Source organism: Azospirillum sp. RU38E (assembly GCF_900188385.1).
Classification (GTDB): Bacteria; Pseudomonadota; Alphaproteobacteria; order Azospirillales; family Azospirillaceae; genus Niveispirillum.
This window is the reverse complement of record NZ_FZOI01000001.1, coordinates 728,536-746,269: the sequence shown is the minus strand read 5'-3', so window position 1 is coordinate 746,269 and position 17,734 is coordinate 728,536. Positions and strand designations below refer to the sequence as shown.

At 63.8% G+C, this 17,734-nt stretch carries 19 protein-coding genes and 1 other RNA gene; 8 read left to right on the top strand and 12 right to left on the bottom strand.

The features are described 5' to 3' along the window. Positions 1-41: 41 nt before the first annotated feature. The 5 genes from CHB97_RS03220 to CHB97_RS03200 form a co-directional block, all read right to left on the bottom strand. Positions 42-884, bottom strand: a complete 843-nt coding sequence (locus CHB97_RS03220) for a TIGR00282 family metallophosphoesterase (protein WP_089286467.1) — start codon at positions 882-884, stop codon at positions 42-44. A gap of 32 nt (positions 885-916) precedes the next feature. Continuing rightward, positions 917-1,561 carry a 5-formyltetrahydrofolate cyclo-ligase gene (locus CHB97_RS03215; RefSeq protein ID WP_089286876.1) on the bottom strand — a complete coding sequence of 215 codons (645 nt, stop codon included), beginning with the start codon at positions 1,559-1,561 and terminating at the stop codon, positions 917-919. Between the two features lie 67 nt (positions 1,562-1,628). Beyond that, positions 1,629-1,787, bottom strand: a non-coding RNA gene (ssrS, locus tag CHB97_RS03210) — 6S RNA. A gap of 15 nt (positions 1,788-1,802) precedes the next feature. After that, the gene (locus tag CHB97_RS03205) at positions 1,803-2,171 is read right to left on the bottom strand and encodes a cell division protein ZapA (protein WP_089286466.1); all 369 of its coding nucleotides are present in this window, start codon (positions 2,169-2,171) and stop codon (positions 1,803-1,805) included. A gap of 1 nt (position 2,172) precedes the next feature. After that, positions 2,173-2,976 (bottom strand): hypothetical protein, encoded by an 804-nt coding sequence (locus tag CHB97_RS03200; RefSeq protein ID WP_089367391.1) that lies wholly within the window; start codon positions 2,974-2,976, stop codon positions 2,173-2,175. 364 nt (positions 2,977-3,340) lie between these two features. Here CHB97_RS03200 and tkt point away from each other — a divergent pair, with 364 nt between their 5' ends. Beyond that, complete coding sequence (gene tkt / locus CHB97_RS03195) at positions 3,341-5,338, top strand: transketolase (RefSeq protein ID WP_089286464.1); 1,998 nt, start codon at positions 3,341-3,343, stop codon at positions 5,336-5,338. A 73-nt stretch (positions 5,339-5,411) separates the two neighbouring features. Here tkt and CHB97_RS03190 read toward each other — a convergent pair whose 3' ends face one another. The 7 genes from CHB97_RS03190 to fabD form a co-directional block, all read right to left on the bottom strand. After that, positions 5,412-5,813 carry a type II toxin-antitoxin system VapC family toxin gene (locus tag CHB97_RS03190; protein WP_089286463.1) on the bottom strand — a complete coding sequence of 134 codons (402 nt, stop codon included), beginning with the start codon at positions 5,811-5,813 and terminating at the stop codon, positions 5,412-5,414. Then, positions 5,810-6,070, bottom strand: coding sequence for an antitoxin (locus CHB97_RS03185; protein ID WP_089286462.1), 261 nt, complete (start codon positions 6,068-6,070; stop codon positions 5,810-5,812). Before CHB97_RS03185 ends, CHB97_RS03190 begins: the two co-directional genes overlap by 4 nt. 64 nt (positions 6,071-6,134) lie before the next feature. Further along, positions 6,135-7,163 carry an endolytic transglycosylase MltG gene (gene mltG / locus CHB97_RS03180; RefSeq protein WP_244559359.1) on the bottom strand — a complete coding sequence of 343 codons (1,029 nt, stop codon included), beginning with the start codon at positions 7,161-7,163 and terminating at the stop codon, positions 6,135-6,137. Positions 7,164-7,262: 99 nt separating this feature from the next. Continuing rightward, a complete protein-coding gene (gene fabF / locus CHB97_RS03175; RefSeq protein ID WP_089286460.1) occupies positions 7,263-8,528 on the bottom strand; it encodes a beta-ketoacyl-ACP synthase II in 1,266 nt (421 codons plus the stop codon). Between the two features lie 151 nt (positions 8,529-8,679). Then, positions 8,680-8,916, bottom strand: coding sequence for an acyl carrier protein (locus CHB97_RS03170; RefSeq protein WP_089286459.1), 237 nt, complete (start codon positions 8,914-8,916; stop codon positions 8,680-8,682). A 233-nt stretch (positions 8,917-9,149) separates the two neighbouring features. Then, entirely contained in the window at positions 9,150-9,890 is a 741-nt protein-coding gene (fabG, locus tag CHB97_RS03165; RefSeq protein WP_089286458.1) for a 3-oxoacyl-[acyl-carrier-protein] reductase, read from the bottom strand. 35 nt (positions 9,891-9,925) lie between these two features. Continuing rightward, a complete protein-coding gene (gene fabD / locus CHB97_RS03160; RefSeq protein ID WP_089286457.1) occupies positions 9,926-10,861 on the bottom strand; it encodes an ACP S-malonyltransferase in 936 nt (311 codons plus the stop codon). A 254-nt stretch (positions 10,862-11,115) separates the two neighbouring features. Between fabD and CHB97_RS03155 the strand changes: the two genes are divergently transcribed. The 7 genes from CHB97_RS03155 (at position 11,116) to alr (ending at position 17,654) form a co-directional block, all read left to right on the top strand. Then, positions 11,116-11,937 (top strand): hypothetical protein, encoded by an 822-nt coding sequence (locus tag CHB97_RS03155; protein ID WP_089286456.1) that lies wholly within the window; start codon positions 11,116-11,118, stop codon positions 11,935-11,937. Between the two features lie 200 nt (positions 11,938-12,137). Beyond that, complete coding sequence (rpsF, locus tag CHB97_RS03150; protein ID WP_089286455.1) at positions 12,138-12,605, top strand: 30S ribosomal protein S6; 468 nt, start codon at positions 12,138-12,140, stop codon at positions 12,603-12,605. Further along, a complete protein-coding gene (gene rpsR, locus CHB97_RS03145; RefSeq protein WP_089286454.1) occupies positions 12,602-12,889 on the top strand; it encodes a 30S ribosomal protein S18 in 288 nt (95 codons plus the stop codon). Before rpsF ends, rpsR begins: the two co-directional genes overlap by 4 nt. Positions 12,890-12,909: 20 nt before the next feature. Further along, positions 12,910-13,464 (top strand): 50S ribosomal protein L9, encoded by a 555-nt coding sequence (gene rplI, locus CHB97_RS03140; protein WP_089286453.1) that lies wholly within the window; start codon positions 12,910-12,912, stop codon positions 13,462-13,464. 177 nt (positions 13,465-13,641) lie between these two features. Continuing rightward, entirely contained in the window at positions 13,642-14,868 is a 1,227-nt protein-coding gene (locus CHB97_RS03135) for a cyclopropane-fatty-acyl-phospholipid synthase family protein (RefSeq protein WP_089286452.1), read from the top strand. Positions 14,869-14,972: 104 nt separating this feature from the next. Beyond that, on the top strand, positions 14,973-16,475 hold the full coding sequence (locus CHB97_RS03130; protein ID WP_089286451.1) for a replicative DNA helicase: 1,503 nt from the start codon (positions 14,973-14,975) through the stop codon (positions 16,473-16,475). 36 nt (positions 16,476-16,511) lie between these two features. Then, a complete protein-coding gene (gene alr, locus CHB97_RS03125) occupies positions 16,512-17,654 on the top strand; it encodes an alanine racemase (protein ID WP_089286450.1) in 1,143 nt (380 codons plus the stop codon). Positions 17,655-17,734: the final 80 nt, after the last annotated feature.

Below are 17,734 nucleotides of genomic sequence, written 5' to 3'. Positions count from 1 at the left end.
CCTGAAAGGCCGGCGATTGCCGGCCCGCGGGCTGAGGGAACTTATAAAACCGGCATGGACTGGCCGAGCCGACCGCCAATGCGGATCGGTTCGGCCCGCTTTGCCAGACCGGTACGGTCATCGGTCTCCACAAACACGCCGCAGACACTCACCGTCGCGTCATTTTCACCGGGGGAATAGCGCTCACCGGGGATCTTGCGCAGCATCTTGTGGATGGCGGCTTCCTTTTTCATGCCGATGACGGTGTCATAGTCACCGCACATGCCGGCATCCGTCTGATAGGCCGTGCCGCCATTGAGGATCTGCAGGTCGGCGGTGGGCACATGGCAATGGGTGCCGACCACCAGGCTGGCGCGACCATCCAGCACATGACCCATGATCATCTTTTCAGAGCTGGCCTCGCCATGGAAATCCATGATGATGGCATCCACCCCGGCCGGCCCCATGCGGGCCCCGCCCAGCTGATGGATTCGCAGCAGCTTTTCCACCGGGGGGAACGGATCATCCAGCGGGTCCATGAAGACACGGCCCATGGCATTAATCACCATCACCTTGTGCCGGCCATTCTTGGCCGGCAGCACCGTATAGCCACGCCCCGGCGTGCCATCGGGGAAGTTGATCGGGCGGACCAGCTGGGGGATGCGGTCGATCTGCGACAGCAATTCCTTCTGATCCCAGGCATGGTTGCCCAGTGTCACGCAATCCACCCCGGCAGCGAACAGTTCCTGCGCGATCTTGTCGGTGATGCCGAAACCACCGGCGGCATTCTCGCCATTCACCACGATGAAATCGGGCTTCAGCTTCTCCCGAAGGGCGGGCAGGTGCCGCAGCACCCCTTCCCGCCCGCTGCGACCGACGATATCGCCGAGGAAAATCAAACGCATAAGAACAGTGCCTTTCGTACCGCCGGTATTTTTTATGGCTGGGTGGGGGCGAACCGGCTCACCCCTTTTTCCGTGACCAGCCAGTCCAGTTGCTGATCATACGGGTCGCGCGGCACGCTGGGCACTTCCTGGCCCGCATAGGCGATACCCACCGCCGCCACCGGTGCGCTGTCGCGCAACACCGCCAGCGTGCGGTCATAGAAACCGCCGCCATAGCCCAGCCGCCAGCCGTCCTTGTCAAAGGCCAGCAGCGGCACCAGCACGATGGAAGGCTGGGCCAGCGGCGCATCGGCCATGGGTTCCATGATGCGGAACGATCCCGGCACCAGCGGATGGCCGGGCCGCCAGAGCCGGAACAGCAGCGGCCAGGCCACGCCTGAGACGACGGGCAGGCAGACGCCATGCCCGGCCAGGGCCAGCATCTCCAGCGTGGGGCGCAAATCCAGCTCATCCCCCTTGGGCCAATAGCCTGCCACCGTGGCGGGACCGGTGGGGGAAAGCTGCGCCACTAGATCATGCACCCGCCCGGCCAGCTGTTCGGCCGCGTCGCCCGCCGCCGCGTGACAGGCGGCCCGGGTGGCGCGGGCGGTGCGCCGTGCCTCCCGCTTGGCGGCAACGCTGGCCTCCACCTCCTCGGCAAGGGCCTGCGGGTCCACGGGATGGGCGCTGTCGGACATGGGGAATGCCTTGGCCTGGATGGCAAAACGGCCCCATATACGGGGCCGTTTCAACAGGATGTGTGGGAAGGTGGCCACCTTGGCCGTTGGCGTAAGCCATCCCTCGTGACCTGCTCAAGCAGGTGGGAGCCATATACCGGCACCACGGTGCCGACAGGGACAGCCCCCAGAGGTAATGATTATCGGCCCCGGGGATAAAGCAGCCTGACGCACCAGGCAGCCAGCCTTCCTGTTACCTAATCTAGGTGCGTTCGAGCCGCGCTGCAATGTCTTCTATACGTTTTGCCAAACCATCGACGGCAGCAATCACCACAGCATCATCCGATGGACGGGAAACCGGGGCCGGAATGGGGGCCGCGGGCTGCGACAGGGACGGCAAGGTCACCACATTCCCCCGCCGCTGCACCTCAGCCCGCGCCTCCTGCAACTCGTCCGCCAGCACCATACAGGTGACCAGCAGGTTCTGCACATCATTGCCGCCGGCACCACCGGTGATTTCCCGCATCCTTGTATCGATATAGGCGGCCAGATCAGCGACCCGCTTTTCCTGCCCATCTTCGCAATTCAGCGAATGGCTGCGCCCATTCAGGGTAAAATCGACCCGCCGCATCTCAACCTTCCTCCAACACGCCCTGCAGGCCGTTAATGGCAGCATCCAGCCGGGCCCGCACGGCGCGCGCCTGATCCTGGGCCCTGCGTTCCCCGTCGCGCGCCTGCGCCAGCTCCCGCAGCAGCTTGTCATGCTGCTGCTGAAGCGCATCCTTCTCCCCCGCCAGCCGGTCGGCGGTCGCCTTCAGCGTGCTATTCTCTTCCTTCAAGGGCGCCGCAGCTTCCTGTGCCTGCGCCAGTTCCAGTGTCAGCTGGTCATGCCGCTGCCGAAGCGCGTCCTTCTCCCCGGCCAGCCGGTCGGCGGCTGCCTTCAGCGCGCTGTTCTCTTCCTTCAAGGACGCCACGGCTTCCTGCGCCTGCGCCAGTTCCAGTATCAGCTGGTCATGCCGCTGCTGAAGCTGGTCCTTCTCCGCAGTCACACCATCGGCGGCCACCTTCAGCGTGGTAAGCTCCACCGTCAGCCGCCCCATCGCCTGCTGCGTCTGCTCCAGCGTCTGCGTCAACTGGTAGCACTGAAGCTGAAGCCGGTCCTTCTCCCCCGCCAGCCGATCAGCGGTGGTTTTCAGCCCGGCATTCTCGTCGATCAGGCGTGCCGCCGCCTGCTGCGACTGATCCCGTTCCAGGGTCAGGCGGCTGGTTTCTTCCGTCAGCCGGGCATTTTCGGTTTCCAGCCGGGTCCATTCGGCCAGCATGGTGCTGTCCAGGGACGAACTGTTATCCAGCCGTTCCAGCCGTTTGGTCAGGGCCTTGTCCAGTTGGCCGATGGCCATATCCAGGCGCTGCAACGCGGTGGTCAGGCGATCCAATTGCAAAACTCTCTCAAGCTGGTCTGAGGGAACGGTGAGAGGTGCCCCACAACACCCGCGCCGACATTTCCGGCGGCGCCGCGGCGAACGATAGGGGGGCGGCCTGCTGCCGTCAATAACAGCCCCTGTCGCATAGCCGAAAGATCGTCGATATTCCGCTGCCCGCCATGTCCTATTGAACAGCGGCCATGCTTGGCTGTGGCTTGACCCTTGGGGGTGGTTACCGCAATTTGCCGCCGTTCCAAAGGGGCTTCAACCGCCGGACCGGGGTGGTGGGGCCCGCTTGTTGCTGGTCCGCGCTTCAAGATAATGTCGGCGCCCGCCCAACGCATGGCGGACGCCCCCATGAAAGGCCCTTCGCGCAATGTCTTCCGCACCGTCTGATCTGATCGAAGGCGTCTCGCACGCCGATCTCGCCAACGCCATCCGCGCCCTTTCCATGGACGCGGTGGAAGCCGCCAAGTCCGGGCACCCTGGTATGCCGATGGGCATGGCCGATGTGGCGACGGTGCTGTTTACGAAGTTCCTGAAGTTTGACCCGAAGCGCCCCAGCTGGGCCGACCGTGACCGTTTCGTGCTGTCCGCCGGCCATGGCTCCATGCTGCTTTACAGCCTGCTGCACCTGACGGGCTATGATGATTTCCCCCTGTCGGAACTGAAGCGCTTCCGCCAGATTGGCTCGCGCACGGCCGGCCACCCGGAATATGGTTATGGTGGCGGGATTGAGACCACCACCGGCCCGCTGGGCCAGGGTATTGCCACCGCTGTCGGCATGGCCATGGCCGAACGCATCATGCATTCCCGTTTCGGCGATGATCTGGTGAACCATTTCACCTATGTCATCGCCTCGGACGGCGACCTGCAGGAAGGCATCAGCCACGAAGCAGCCTCCTTGGCCGGCCATCTGGCCCTGTCCAAGCTGATCGTGCTGTGGGACGACAACAAGATCAGCATCGACGGCGCTACCAGCGTTTCCTTCAGCGATGACAATCTGGCCCGTTTCCGCGCCTATAACTGGGACGTGCAGGAAATTGACGGCCATGATCCCAAGGCGATTGCCGCCGCGATCGAATATGCCCGCACGACCGAAGCGCCGTCGCTGATCGCCTGCCGCACCACCATCGGCTATGGCGCGCCGACCAAGGCCAACACCGCCTCTTCCCACGGCTCCCCGCTGGGCGCCAAGGAGATCGAAGGCGCGCGTGCCAACCTGAACTGGCCGCACGCCCCGTTCGAAATTCCCGATGCCATCCTGAACGCCTGGCGCGCCCTGGGCAACCGCGGTGCCGTTGAGGCTGACGCCTGGGTGAAGCGTCTGGCCCGCAGCGAACAGCGTCTGGCCTTCAAGGCCGCCATCGCCGGCGAGATCCCGGTGGAGGCACAGGCCGCCTTGCTGGCGCACAAGAAGGCAGTGATCGAGACCAAGCCGAACATCGCCACCCGTCTGGCTTCCGGCAATACGCTGGATGCGGTGGTGCCGCTGGTGCCGGAACTGATGGGCGGTTCCGCCGACCTGACCGGTTCCAACAATACCCGTGCCAAGGGTGCGGCGGGCGTGCAGAAGGACAATTGGTCCGGCCGCTACATCCATTACGGTATCCGTGAGCATGGCATGGCCGCCGCCATGAACGGCATGGCGCTGCATGGCGGCGTGATCCCGTTCTCCGGCACGTTCCTGTGCTTCTCCGACTATTGCCGCCCGGCCATCCGCCTCTCGGCGCTGATGAAGACCCGTGTCATCTATGTGATGACGCATGACAGCATCGGCCTGGGCGAAGATGGCCCGACCCACCAGCCGGTCGAGCACATGGCCGCGCTGCGCGCCATCCCCAACCTGCTGGTCTTCCGCCCCGGTGATGCGGTGGAAACGGCCGAAGCCTGGCAGATCGCGCTGGCCAGCCGCAACCGTCCGTCGGTACTGGCGCTGACCCGCCAGAACCTGCCGACCCTGCGCCCGGATTACAGCGAAGAGAACCTGACCGCCAAGGGTGCCTATGTGCTGCGCGAAGCCGAAGGTGCCCGCAAGGTTACCCTGCTGGCCACCGGTTCGGAAGTGGCCCTGGCCGTGGAAGCCCGCGACCGCCTGCAGGCCGCCGGCATCGGCACCGCCGTCGTCTCCATGCCGTCCTGGGAACTGTTCGCCGAACAGTCGGACGAATACCGGGCCGAGGTGCTGGGCCGCGGCACGGTGCGCATCGGCGTGGAAGCCATGGTGCGTCTGGGCTGGGACCGCTGGCTGGGTGAAGATGGCATCTTCATCGGCATGCCGGGCTTTGGCGAATCCGGCCCGTACCAGGAACTGTACAACCATTTCGGCATCACGGTGGACGCCGTGGTCGCCGCCGCCAAGAGCCGGCTGTAACAGCCGGCCCTGACGGGGTTGAAAGAGCAACGGCGCCAGGGGCAACCCTGGCGCCGTTTTCTTTTCGGCTGGCTCAGGGTTTTGTCCAGTCCTGAAGCGACAGCTTCTCCATTCTGCCAAATGCCTGGTCATTGCTGATCAAGATCATCTGACGGGAAAGGGCATGGGCGGCGATCATCTGGTCGGCGAGGCCAAGGGTGAAACCCCGCGCCTCCAGCCCTGCCCGCATCTGACCATAGGTGACGGCTGCCTCACGGTCCCAGGGCAACACTTCCAGCCGCAGCAGCAACTCGCTAACAAGCCGGTGGAGCTTTACGGCCTCTGGCCGCTTGGCAAGGCCATAAAGCAATTCAGCCTCTGTAATGACCGAGAGGAACAGTTGCGACATAGGACGCGCCGTCACATGCCGCATGACCACGGGATGGCCGCGCACCATATGCCCAACGATGTTGGTATCCAGCATGAAGCCGGTCATTCATGCCAACCGTTAAAAGGATCGCGGACGGCAACAGGGGACGTTCGGCGTTCCGTCAGAAAATCATCCGGCACCGGCGTGTCGGCAAGCGCTTCAATAAAGCCGCTCCAATCCTGCGGACGCCGAGAGAGAATGACGTCACCCGTCGCGGGATCTTGCCGGATATAGACCTCAGAAGCCCCGTCGAAGCGATAAGCGGCGGGCAGGCGTACCGCCTGACTGCCGCCATTGCTGAACAGCTTGGCAATATGAACCATGGCACACCCCTTCCAGCCGCTGTCACCAGCATATGAAAGCAGTGTGTCTATATCAAGATATAGACTACTCCCCGTCACGCACCTTGCGCCATTGCACGACGTTGCGGTTATGCTGGTCCAGCGTCTCCGCAAAGGCGTGGCCGCCCGTGCCATCGGCAACGAAATAGAGATAGCGGTTGGCTTCCGGTTTCAGCACTGCCTGCAGCGACAACAAACCCGGATTGGCGATGGGGCCGACGGGCAGGCCATCGACCATGTAGGTGTTATAGGGGCTGTCCAGCTTCCAGTCGGCGCGGGTCAGCGCCCGGTCGATGCTGCCCTTGCCCTGCGACAGGGCATAGATGATGGTGGGGTCGGATTGCAGCTTCATGCCCTGGCGCAGCCGGTTGATGAAGACACCGGCCACGCGGGGGCGCTCTGCCGCCACACCCGTCTCTTTCTCCACCACTGAGGCCAGGATGACGGCCTGCTCCTTGGACATAATCGGCAGGTCGGGCGCACGCTCGGCCCACAGCTTTTCCAGCGCCTTGGCCATGTCCGTCTGCATCCGGGCCAGCAGATCGGCCCGCGCATCGCCATAGGAATAGTGATAGGTCTCCGGCAGCAAGCTGCCTTCCGCCGGCACTGCGGCCACATCGCCGGAAAGGGCCGGATCGGCCTTCAGCAGCTCGACAATCTGCCAGGCGGTGAGACCCTCCGGCACGGTGAAGCGCCGCACCACCGTCTTGCCGCTGAGGATCAGCTCAATCGCCGCTTTCAGGCTGATGCCGGCGGGAAAAGCATATTCCCCGGCTCGCAAGCCCGCCCCATCGCGTCGCAGGCGCATGGCGATAGCCAATTCCAGCGGGTGGCGGGTAATCCCGGCCTCTGCCAGCTGACGCGAAATGGCGGCCACGCCACTGCCACGCGGGATGACCAGCGCCTTGTCCGCCACCAGCGGGCCAGGGCCGGTGTAACGCTGCCAGCCATAAAGACCGGCCCCGCCTGCCATTGCCGACAGCAGCAGAACAATGACTCCAAACCACAACAGCCAACGAAACGGCCGGCGCTGCTTCTGGGGGGAGTTGGGAGCGGGGGAATCGGGTTCGGTCAAAGCGGCTGGCTCTGGCTGGAACAGGGCCGAACACCATGCCGGCCCCTTGAAACAAAAAGGGCGGGCCATGACGGCCCGCCCTTATCGTTGCTGGCGGCCTTAAGAGAAGGCCTTGAACACCAGGGAGGCGTTGGTGCCACCAAAGCCGAAGCTGTTGGACAGCGCAGCCCGGACCTTGCGTTCCTTCGCCACCTTGGGCACCAGATCGGCACCCTCGGTCCCATCATCCGGGTTTTCCAGGTTCAGGGTGGGCGGAACCACCTGATCGCGGATCGACAGCACGGAGTAAATGGCTTCCACCGCACCCGCAGCCCCCAGCAGGTGGCCGATGGCCGACTTGGTGGAGGACATGGAAGCACCGGCCAGATCATTGCCGAACAGCCGCTTCACGGCCCCCAGCTCGATCATGTCGCCCAGCGGCGTGGAGGTGCCGTGCGCGTTGATGTAATCCACCTCGTCCGGGTTCAGGCCAGCCCGCTTCAGCGCCATGCGCATGGAGCGGAAGCCGCCATTGCCATCTTCCGACGGGGAGGTGATGTGATAAGCATCGCCGGACATGCCGTAGCCGACCACTTCGCCGTAAATCTTGGCGCCACGCTTCTTGGCGTGTTCCAGCTCTTCCAGCACCACGACGCCGGCGCCCTCGCCCATGACGAAACCGTCACGGCCCTTGTCATAGGGGCGGCTGCCCTTTTCAGGCGTGTCGTTATAGGCGGTGGACAGCGCGCGGGCCGCGGCAAAACCGGCAATGCCCAGGCGGCTGCAGGCACCCTCCGCCCCGCCGGCCACCATCACATCGGCATCATCCAGCGCGATCATGCGCGCGGCGTCGCCGATGGAATGGGCACCCGTGGAACAGGCGGTGACCACCGCATGGTTCGGGCCCTTATAGCCATGCATGATCGAAATATGGCCGGAGGCCAGATTGATCAGGCAGGAAGGGATGAAGAAGGGCGAAACGCGGCGCGGACCCTTTTCGGCCAGCAGCAGCGACGTTTCATAGATGCCGGGAAGGCCGCCGATGCCGGAGCCGACGGTCACGCCGGTCCGCTCGAACTCTTCCTCGGTGCTGGGCTTCCAGCCGCTGTCCTTGATGGCTTCATCTGCCGCCGCAATGGCGAACATGATGAAGTCGTCCATCTTCTTCTGTTCCTTGGGCGGAATGAAGAGATCGAGGTTCAGCGTGCCGTCGGTGCCATCACCGCGCGGCACCTGGCCCGCGATCTTGCAGGGAAGGTCCGAAATATCGAACCCCTGGATGGTACGGATACCCGACTGGCCTGCGATCAGGCGATCCCAATTGGTCTGCACGCCCACCCCCAGCGGGGTGACGAGACCGAGACCGGTGATGACAACGCGGCGCATGTGTCCGACCTGCGAACGTTATTGGAAAAAGGGCGCCTTTGGGCGGGGCACCCAGCCCCGGATATGGGACTTCCGCTGAGGCGTTGCGAGGCCGGCGGCGCAGTTTTCCATGAATGAAAAGCAGCGCCCTGCCGGCCCGCCCCGACCCTTATCAGGCCTGCTTCGAGCTGATGAAGTCGATAGCGTCCTTGACGGTCAGGATCTTCTCGGCCGCGTCGTCCGGGATCTCGATGCCGAACTCTTCTTCGAAGGCCATCACCAGCTCGACCGTGTCCAGGCTGTCAGCACCCAGATCGTCGATGAAGCTGGCCGTCTCCGTCACCTTGGCTTCTTCAGCGCCCAGATGTTCGATGACGATCTTCTTCACGCGTTCAGCAACATCGCTCATTGATTTGACCTTTCAGGATCTTCCGGTGGAACCAGTCTCTGCCTGGCGTTAAGGGCGTTCGGAAAACGGGTGGGCGGTAACGCCCCAAGACCCGGATTTCCCGGACGCCGTTCGGGAAAGTGCCGTCACTTAACACGAACCGCGACCCCTGACCAGCTTTCACGCGAGGGACAGGGGTGCCGATTATGCGGGGGACGGCAGAAAATATGCGTCGAAGCGGTCGCCCGCCCCGATCAGATCATCGCCATGCCGCCATTGACATGCAAGGTCTGACCGGTGACGTAACCGGCCTCAACGCTGGCCAGATACAGCACGGCGGCGGCAATGTCATCCGGCGTGCCCAGCTTGCCGGCGGGGATGCGGCTATGCATCGCCTCCTTCTGGGCATCGTTCAGCACGTCGGTCATGGCCGTGGCAATCATGCCGGGGGCGACGCAATTGACGGTGACGTTGCGGCTGGCCACTTCCTGGGCCAGCGCCTTGGACATGCCGATCATGCCGGCCTTGCTGGCGGCATAATTCACCTGACCGGGATTGCCGGTGACGCCCACCACCGAGGTGATGCCGATGATGCGGCCCCAGCGCCGCTTCATCATGCCTTTCAGCAGCGAGCGCGACAGGCGGAAGCCGGCGGTCAGATTGACATCGATGACCGACTGCCAATCCTCATCCTTCATGCGCAGGATCAGACCGTCACGGGTCAGCCCGGCATTATTGACCAGGATGTCAACGCCGCCACCCAGGGCGGCTTCGGCCTGCTTGGCCAGTTCTTCCACCTGGGCCGGGTCGGACAGGTTGGCAGGCACCACAACGGCCCGCTCCCCCAGTTCCGCCGCCAGGGCGTTCAGCGCTTCCACCTTGGTGCCATGCAGGGCCACGGTGGCGCCATGGGCGTGCAGCACCTTGGCGATGGCGGCACCGATACCGCCCGAGGCGCCGGTGACCAGCGCCTTCTTGCCATTCAGGTCGAACATGCCTGTACTCCTTGGGAATTCGATGGATCGGGCTATCAGGCCAGGGTGAAAGCGTCAATATCCGCCGGTGCCCCGACGGAAATGGCGGCCAGTTCCTTATCAATGCGCTTGACCAGACCGGCCAGCACCTTGCCGGACCCCAGCTCCACCAGTTCGGTGACACCCTGTTCCTTCATGAACAGCACGCTTTCGCGCCAGCGCACGGCCCCGGTGACCTGCTCCACCAGCAGGCGGCGGATGGTCTCCGGATCGGTCACCGCCGATGCGGTGACATTGGCCACCAGCGGGGCCACGGGCGACTGGATTGCCGTGCCGGCCAGCGCCGCCGCCATGGCATCGGCCGCCGGCTGCATCAGCGGGCAATGGAAGGGGGCGGAGACGGGCAGCAGAATGGCCCGCTTGAAGCCGCGCTCGGCGGCGATCTTGATGGCGCGCTCCACCGCCGCCTTATGGCCGGAAACCACCACCTGCCCCGGTGCATTATCATTGGCGGCGCTGCAGACTTCGCCCTGCGCCGCCTCAGCGGCAATCTCGCGGGCGGCATCCAGATCAGCCCCCAGGATGGCGGCCATGGCCCCCACGCCCACCGGCACCGCCTTCTGCATGGACTGGCCACGCAGCTTCAACAGGCGGGCCGTGTCAGACAGGCTGATGGCACCGGCCGCGCACAGGGCCGAATATTCGCCCAGGCTGTGCCCAGCAACGAAGGCGGCCTTGGACAGGTCCAGCCCTTTTTCCGCCTGCAGCACGCGGGCCACGGCAACGGATACTGCCATCAGGGCCGGCTGGGCATTCTCTGTCAGCGTCAGGTCGCCTTCCGGCCCCTCGAACATCAGGGCAGAGAGATTCTGACCAAGCGCCGCATCCACCTCATCAAAGACCGATTTGGCGACGGCGAAATTCGCCGCCAGTTCACGGCCCATGCCGACGGCCTGGCTGCCCTGACCGGGAAAGACGAAAGCGCGGGTCATAGCGAAATCCTGCTGTAAATCCAGTGCGGCCTTGATACAGCGCCGCCGCGCCCTGTCAAGCCAAAGCCCCGCCTGCCCGGCCGGAAACCCTTGTGACGTAAAGGTAAGGCACCATCGTTGCACTACCGGAATGGACGGCGCCCGAAAAAGCCATGCTATTGCATTTGCAAAACAGTATTCATGAACTTGTCAGGACCGGACGACGAAAGTTCAATCATCATGCCTTGCCTGGGACAAGAAGATAACGGCGCGCCATGAAAGGAAAAAAAACCATCACCCACCATACTGACAGCCAGGGCGCCAGACCTCGCTTCCGCTGGCTGCAGATTATTCTGATCGCGCTTATCACCCCCTGCACATCGCCCGGTTTCGCCAAATCCGGCCCCCTGGACGACATCTGGATCGGGGACCACGCGCAGCCGCCGATCAATCTCTATATTGCCCGCACGCAACTGACCCGCGACCCGGCGGATGTGCGCATTCATGCCTTGAAGACCTGGCTGGACCATGTGGCCCGACGGGCTTCTGTCAGTTTTCAGCTGCGCCCCGCCAGCGCGGAACGCTGGCAGGTGGAGCTGACACAGGAACCCGACAGCTGCGCGCTGGCCAATGCCCGGCTGCCGGATCGGGAGCAATCTGCCCATTGGCTGCTGCCGGTGCTGCGTGACAGTCTCGTCATTGTCGGGCGGGCGGACGACCCGTTCCAGGGCGATGTCGGCACCTTGCTGCGGCAGGCTGACGGGGCCATCGGTGCCGCATCCGGCATCTATCGCGTCACCCTGGAACAGCGCGGCATCCGCTATATTCCCGTTGATGATCAGGGCGCCATCATCCAGATGATTGATATGGGGCGCCTGCGTTTCGGCCTGCTGGTCGGCAGTGCCGCGCTAACCCATACCGGCCCCGGCCACATCCGCATTCTGGGCAAGATCGCCGATATCGATTTCTGGTTCTCCTGCAGCCGCCTGATGGAGCCGGAACGCGTCGCGCGCCTGCGCCAAGCCCTTGAACGGGGGGAGAACGAGAGGCTGCGCCTGGAATTTCTGTCCCTCTGGGCACGCCGCCCCGCGCCCTGACCCCATGCGGAAATGCGCACGAGCCCATGCCGGAAAGCGGGCCCAAGCCGGCTTGCACCTGGGGAAACTTGCTGTATAGTCCCGCGCTTCCGTAACCCCGCCGGTGCCCTGCCTTGGCATCGGCTAGGTCCGTGCGGCTGCCTTCCGGCTCTTAACCGAACCGGTTCAGCGGCGGACCATCAATAGCCATGGGGAGTTTAATGGCACTTTATGAAACCATCCTGATCTGCCGCCAGGACATCTCGTCCGCGCAGGTCGAGAGCCTGACCGAAACCTTCAGCAACATCCTGAAGGAACAGGGCGGCTCCGTCGTCAAGACCGAGCAGTGGGGTCTGAAGACCCTCACCTATCGGATCAAGAAGAACCGCAAGGGTCATTATGTCTATCTGGGTCTGGACGCGCCTGCCGCGGCCGTCGCCGAGATGGAACGCAACATGTCGATCAACGAAGACGTGCTGCGCTACATGACCGTCAAGGTTGAGAAGATCGAGGAAGGCCAGACCGCCATGCTGGCCAACAAGGGCGAGCGCGCTGAGCGTGGCCCGCGCGGTGGCTTCGGCGACCGTGGTCCTCGTCGTGAATTTGGTGATCGTGGCGACCGTGGTGACCGTCCGGGCCGTGGCCCGCGTCGTGACGCCGCTGTTGAAGGTGAAGGAGACCGCGCATGAACGCCGAACGTCCCCAGGGTGCCGCTCCGGCCGCTGGCGCTCCCCGCTCCGGCGGTGGTGGCCGTCGTCCGTTCTTCCGTCGCCGGAAGACCTGCCCGTTCTCCGGCCCGAACGCGCCGGCGATCGATTACAAGGACGTCAAGCTGCTGTCCCGCTTCATCTCCGAGCGCGGCAAGATCGTCCCGTCCCGTATCACCGCCGTGTCGGCGAAGAAGCAGCGTGAGCTGGCCCGTGCAATCAAGCGCGCCCGCTTCCTGGCTCTTCTGCCGTACATTGTGAAGTAAGCGAGCCAGGAGAAAAGACCATGGACGTCATTCTGCTGGAACGCGTCGAAAAGCTGGGTCAGCTGGGCCAGGTTGTGAAGGTTAAGGCGGGTTATGCCCGTAACTTCCTTCTGCCCAAGAAGAAGGCCCTGCGCGCGACCAAGGAAAACCTTGCTTACTTCGAAGGCCAGAAGGCGCAGCTGGAAGCGCGCAATCTGGAGCTGAAGAAGGAAGCGGAAGTTGTGGCCACCAAGGTCGACGGTCTGGCCGTCGTCGTGGTGCGTCAGGCCGCCGAGTCGGGTGTGCTGTACGGTTCCGTCACCTCGCGTGACGTTGCCGATGCGGTCACCGCCGCCGGTACCACCATTGCCCGCGCTCAGGTCGCCATCGTCGACCCGATCAAGACCCTGGGCCTGTTCAAGGTCAAGGTTGTCCTGCACCCGGAAGTGTCGGTGTTCGTGACCGTCAACGTTGCCCGCTCGGTGGAAGAAGCCGCCGTGCAGGCCCAGCGTGGCGGCATGGTCGTCGGCAACGACGAGGATGAGGAAGACGACGTGGCTGAGGAAGTCGAAGCCACGGAAGAAACCGAGGCCTGATCGCCCCGGTTTCTGTCTGACTGAAGCGAAAGGCGGCCCGTCCGGCAGGACAGGCCGCCTTTTTCTTTGGCGCTTGCCGATCTATGCCCTTTTGGCTGCATCGAACGGCCGGGTTCAATCCGGACCCTTTCGGGATTACCCTATCGCCACGAGGTATCGACGGCAGGGGGAACCGACATGCTGTTGTTCCGTATGCTTTCCCGGTTGATCCGTGACGGCCGGCTGGAAGTGGTGGATGCGCGCGGCGGCGTGCACGCGTTCGGCACGGGTGATGCGGCTGAAACCATCATCGTCCGGCTGACCGATCCGGCGCTGCACTGGAAACTGGCCGTCAATCCAGGGCTTTATGCCGGCGAAGCCTATATGGATGGCACGCTGCAGATGGTGCGCGGCAGCCTCTATGACTTCATCGATCTGGTGACCCGCAACGCCGGGTTCGGCCACATCGGCCCCTTTGACGGGCTGCGCCGGCTGGGGATCGGGCTGCAACGGCTCTGGCAGCAGCGCAACCCGCTGGACCGGTCGCGGCGGAATGTGGCCCATCATTACGACCTGTCCGGGGCGCTTTACGACCTGTTCCTGGATGCCGACCGGCAATATTCCTGCGCCTATTTCGCCGAACCGGAGATGAATCTGGAGGAGGCGCAGGCGGCCAAGAAGCACCATATCGCCGCCAAACTGCTGCTGCGTCCCGGTCAGAAGGTGCTGGATATTGGCTGCGGCTGGGGCGGCATGGCGCTGACCCTGGCAGAACTGGCCGATGTGGAGGTGACGGGCATCACCCTGTCGCGGGAACAGCTGGCCGTGGCCCGCCAGCGCGCCGAACTGGCCGGCCTGTCCGACCGGGTACGATTCGCGCTCTGCGATTACCGGGAATGCCAGGGCCAGTTTGACCGGATCGTCAGCGTCGGCATGTTCGAACATGTCGGCGTGCCGCATTATCCGGGCTTCTTCCGGACGATACGATCATTGCTGACCCCGGATGGGGTGGCCCTGCTGCATTCCATCGGCCGGGCGGAAGGGCCGGAAACCTCCAATCCCTGGCTGCGCAAATATATCTTCCCAGGCGGCTATTCCCCCGCCCTGTCGGAGGTCATTCCGCAGGTGGAACGGGCGGGCCTCTGGCTGACGGATATGGAGATTCTGCGGCTGCATTATGCCCAGACGCTGCGTCATTGGCGCCGCCGCTTCATGGCCAACCGCGACAAGGCAGCAGCACTTTATGATGAGCGTTTCTGCCGGATGTGGGAATTCTATCTGGTCGGCTGCGAATGTGCCTTCCGCCACCAGGGCCATATGGTCTTCCAGATGCAACTGGCCCGGGAAGTGGACAGCGTGCCGCTGACCCGTGATTATCTCTATGTTGGCGAAGGCGCGGAACAGCGCCGGATACAGGCCGCCTGATCCAAATTATCCACAGCTTATCCACAAACTGTCCCCGGCTTTCACCGGGCGTGCTATGGGATGGTTTAGCGACTGGCCCGCAGGGCTGCTAAAATCATCCCATCATGGATACCAAGCTGATCGACCCTTCCGGCTTCACCGGCAACACGCCCGCCTATCGCAGCCCGCCCCATAATGAGGAGGCGGAACAGACCGTGTTGGGCGCCATTCTGGTGAACAACAAGGCCTTCGAAAAGGTGGGCGAATTTCTGCGCCCGGAACATTTTTTCGATCCGGCCAACCAGAAGATCTTCCAGGCGATCTTGAAGATGATTGATCGGGGGCAGGTGGCCAACCCGATCACGCTGAAGGCCTTTTTCGAGCAGGACCGCGATCTGGCCGATATTGGCGGCCAGGAATATCTGGCCCGCCTGGCCGCTGCCATCGTTACCGTCCATAATGTGGAAGATTACGGCCGCATCATCCATGACAGCTATCTCCGCCGCCAGCTCATCGAGGTGGGCGAGGAGATGGTCAATCAGGCCTATAAGCACGATATCGACATTGCCGCCAATGACCAGATCGAAGAGGCGGAAAAGAAGCTGTTCGAACTGGCGGCCACCGGCGACATCAAGGGCGATTTCGTGCCCTTTGACCGGGCGCTGAAGGCAGCCATCGAAACGGCGGAAGCGGCCTTTCGCCGTTCCACCCATGTCACCGGCGTCACCTCGGGCCTGCGCGACCTGGATGCCAAGCTGGGCGGCCTGCATCCCAGCGATCTGCTGATCCTGGCCGGCCGCCCCTCCATGGGTAAAACGGCGCTGGCCACCAATATCGCCTTCAATGCCGCCAAGGCCTATATGCTGTCCGGCGGCAAGGAAGGGGCGCCGGTCGGCTTCTTCTCCCTGGAAATGTCAGCCGAACAGCTGGCGCTGCGTATCCTGGCCGATCAGGCGGAAGTGTCGGGCGACAAGATCCGCCGGGGTGATATCGCCGCCACCGATTTCCCGAAATTCGTCGAGGCCAGCCAGTATCTGGCGCGTGTCCCCTTCTTCGTCGATGACACGCCGGCCTTGTCCATCACCGCCGTGCGCACTCGGGCCCGCCGGCTGAAGCGCACCCATGGGCTGGGTCTGGTGGTGGTCGACTATCTTCAGCTGTTGCGCGGCGGCGGCACCAGCCGGGGTGAACAGAACCGCGTGCAGGAAATCTCCGAGATCACCCGCGGCCTGAAAGCCATCGCCAAGGAACTGGAACTGCCCGTCATCGCCCTGTCCCAGCTGTCGCGCAGCGTGGAAAGCCGCGAGGATAAGCGCCCCCAGCTGTCCGATTTGCGTGAATCCGGCTCCATTGAGCAGGATGCCGACGTGGTGATGTTCGTCTTCCGCGAACAATATTATCTGGAACGTGCCGAGCCCGGCCGCCGCCCGGATGAGAGCGAAGACAAATATAATGACCGTTACCAGCAATGGCAGGAACGGTTGGCCCAGGTGCATAACACTGCCGACGTGATCATCGGCAAGCAGCGTCACGGCCCGGTGGGCACTGTGCGCCTGTTCTTCGATGGCAATTACACGCGCTTCGGCGACCTGGACACCACCCATGGCGGCGGTGATTACGACGATTAAGCGGCGGCCCTGGGCGTGCCGCAGGATGCAGCAAATATGACTGAACTTCCCTCCCCCCTCGCCACCGCGCTGGAAACACCGGCTGCGGCCCGCGTCGGGGCGGTGCTTGCCATTGATCTGGGCACCCTTACCGCCAACTGGCGCGATCTTGCCGCCCGCGTCGGCCCGGCCGAATGCGGTGCCGTCGTCAAGGCCGATGCCTATGGGTTGGGCGCCGTGCCCGTGGGCCGCAGCCTGTGGCAGGCCGGTGCGCGTACTTTTTTTGTCGCCGATATTGAAGCCGGCGTGCGGCTGCGCGCCGCCCTGCCCCAGGCCCGCATCATCGTGCTGCATGGGGTGCCCGCCGGCACCCAGGGGGAAATTGCCCATCAAGGGCTGGTGCCGGTGCTCTCCACCCTGGCGGAGATGGAACGCTGGCGCGATCATGCAGCCCAGCTGGGCCGTAAACTGCCGGCGATTATTCATATCGATACCGGAATGAACCGCCTGGGGCTGCCGCTCAGCGACTTGGATCGGATCCGAAACGATTTACCTTCCCTGTTGGCCGGCCTGGATTTGCACGCCTGGATGAGCCATCTGGCCTGCGCCGATGACCCGCAGCACCCGCTGACGGCGGAGCAGCGCCAGCGCTTTCTCACAGCCCTGGAAGGGTTGCCGTCGGCTCCGCTGAGCCTGAGTAATTCCGCCGGTATTTTCCACGGGCCTGATTACCATTTTGATCTGGTCCGCCCCGGCATCGCCCTTTACGGCCCCAACCCCGCCCCCTGGATACCCAACCCGATGCGACCGGTGATCCGCCTGCTGGGCCGGATTCTACAGGTACGGTCGGTCTCGGCCGGCGTCACCGTCGGTTATGATGCCACCCATCGGGTGACGCGCCCCGGCAAGGTGGCGGCCCTGGGCCTGGGTTACGCCGATGGCTATCCCTGGTCTCTGGCCGGCAAGGGCCAGGTGATGATCGCCGGCCATCCCTGCCCCGTCATCGGCCGCGTCTCGATGGACCTGCTGACCGTGGATGTGACCGATGTCCCCGAGCCCCTGTTGAATGTGGGCGGTTGGGCAGAGGTGATCGGCCCTGCCCGCGACGTGGATCAGGTGGCGCGGGAGGCCGGGACCATCGGCTATGAAATCCTCACCCGTCTGGGTGCCCGCTATCATCGGGTCTATCACGGCGGATGATGGCTAGCGGAACCGATGGCCGCCCCCTATGTTCATGGCTCTGTTGCGCTACAGCCGCACGTCCCTTGGCGCCATTGACA

Coding starts and splice junctions, on each gene's coding strand:
- CHB97_RS03170 (WP_089286459.1), bottom strand. CDS start 8,916: ATGAGCGATGTTGCTGAACGCGTGAAGAAGATCGTCATCGAACATCTG.
- CHB97_RS03130 (WP_089286451.1), top strand. CDS start 14,973: ATGGATACCAAGCTGATCGACCCTTCCGGCTTCACCGGCAACACGCCC.
- CHB97_RS03185 (WP_089286462.1), bottom strand. CDS start 6,070: ATGGTTCATATTGCCAAGCTGTTCAGCAATGGCGGCAGTCAGGCGGTA.
- rpsR (WP_089286454.1), top strand. CDS start 12,602: ATGAACGCCGAACGTCCCCAGGGTGCCGCTCCGGCCGCTGGCGCTCCC.
- alr (WP_089286450.1), top strand. CDS start 16,512: ATGACTGAACTTCCCTCCCCCCTCGCCACCGCGCTGGAAACACCGGCT.
- CHB97_RS03190 (WP_089286463.1), bottom strand. CDS start 5,813: ATGACCGGCTTCATGCTGGATACCAACATCGTTGGGCATATGGTGCGC.
- fabF (WP_089286460.1), bottom strand. CDS start 8,528: ATGCGCCGCGTTGTCATCACCGGTCTCGGTCTCGTCACCCCGCTGGGG.
- CHB97_RS03135 (WP_089286452.1), top strand. CDS start 13,642: ATGCTGTTGTTCCGTATGCTTTCCCGGTTGATCCGTGACGGCCGGCTG.
- CHB97_RS03220 (WP_089286467.1), bottom strand. CDS start 884: ATGCGTTTGATTTTCCTCGGCGATATCGTCGGTCGCAGCGGGCGGGAA.
- tkt (WP_089286464.1), top strand. CDS start 3,341: ATGTCTTCCGCACCGTCTGATCTGATCGAAGGCGTCTCGCACGCCGAT.
- CHB97_RS03215 (WP_089286876.1), bottom strand. CDS start 1,561: ATGTCCGACAGCGCCCATCCCGTGGACCCGCAGGCCCTTGCCGAGGAG.
- rplI (WP_089286453.1), top strand. CDS start 12,910: ATGGACGTCATTCTGCTGGAACGCGTCGAAAAGCTGGGTCAGCTGGGC.
- CHB97_RS03155 (WP_089286456.1), top strand. CDS start 11,116: ATGAAAGGAAAAAAAACCATCACCCACCATACTGACAGCCAGGGCGCC.
- fabD (WP_089286457.1), bottom strand. CDS start 10,861: ATGACCCGCGCTTTCGTCTTTCCCGGTCAGGGCAGCCAGGCCGTCGGC.
- CHB97_RS03205 (WP_089286466.1), bottom strand. CDS start 2,171: ATGCGGCGGGTCGATTTTACCCTGAATGGGCGCAGCCATTCGCTGAAT.
- fabG (WP_089286458.1), bottom strand. CDS start 9,890: ATGTTCGACCTGAATGGCAAGAAGGCGCTGGTCACCGGCGCCTCGGGC.
- rpsF (WP_089286455.1), top strand. CDS start 12,138: ATGGCACTTTATGAAACCATCCTGATCTGCCGCCAGGACATCTCGTCC.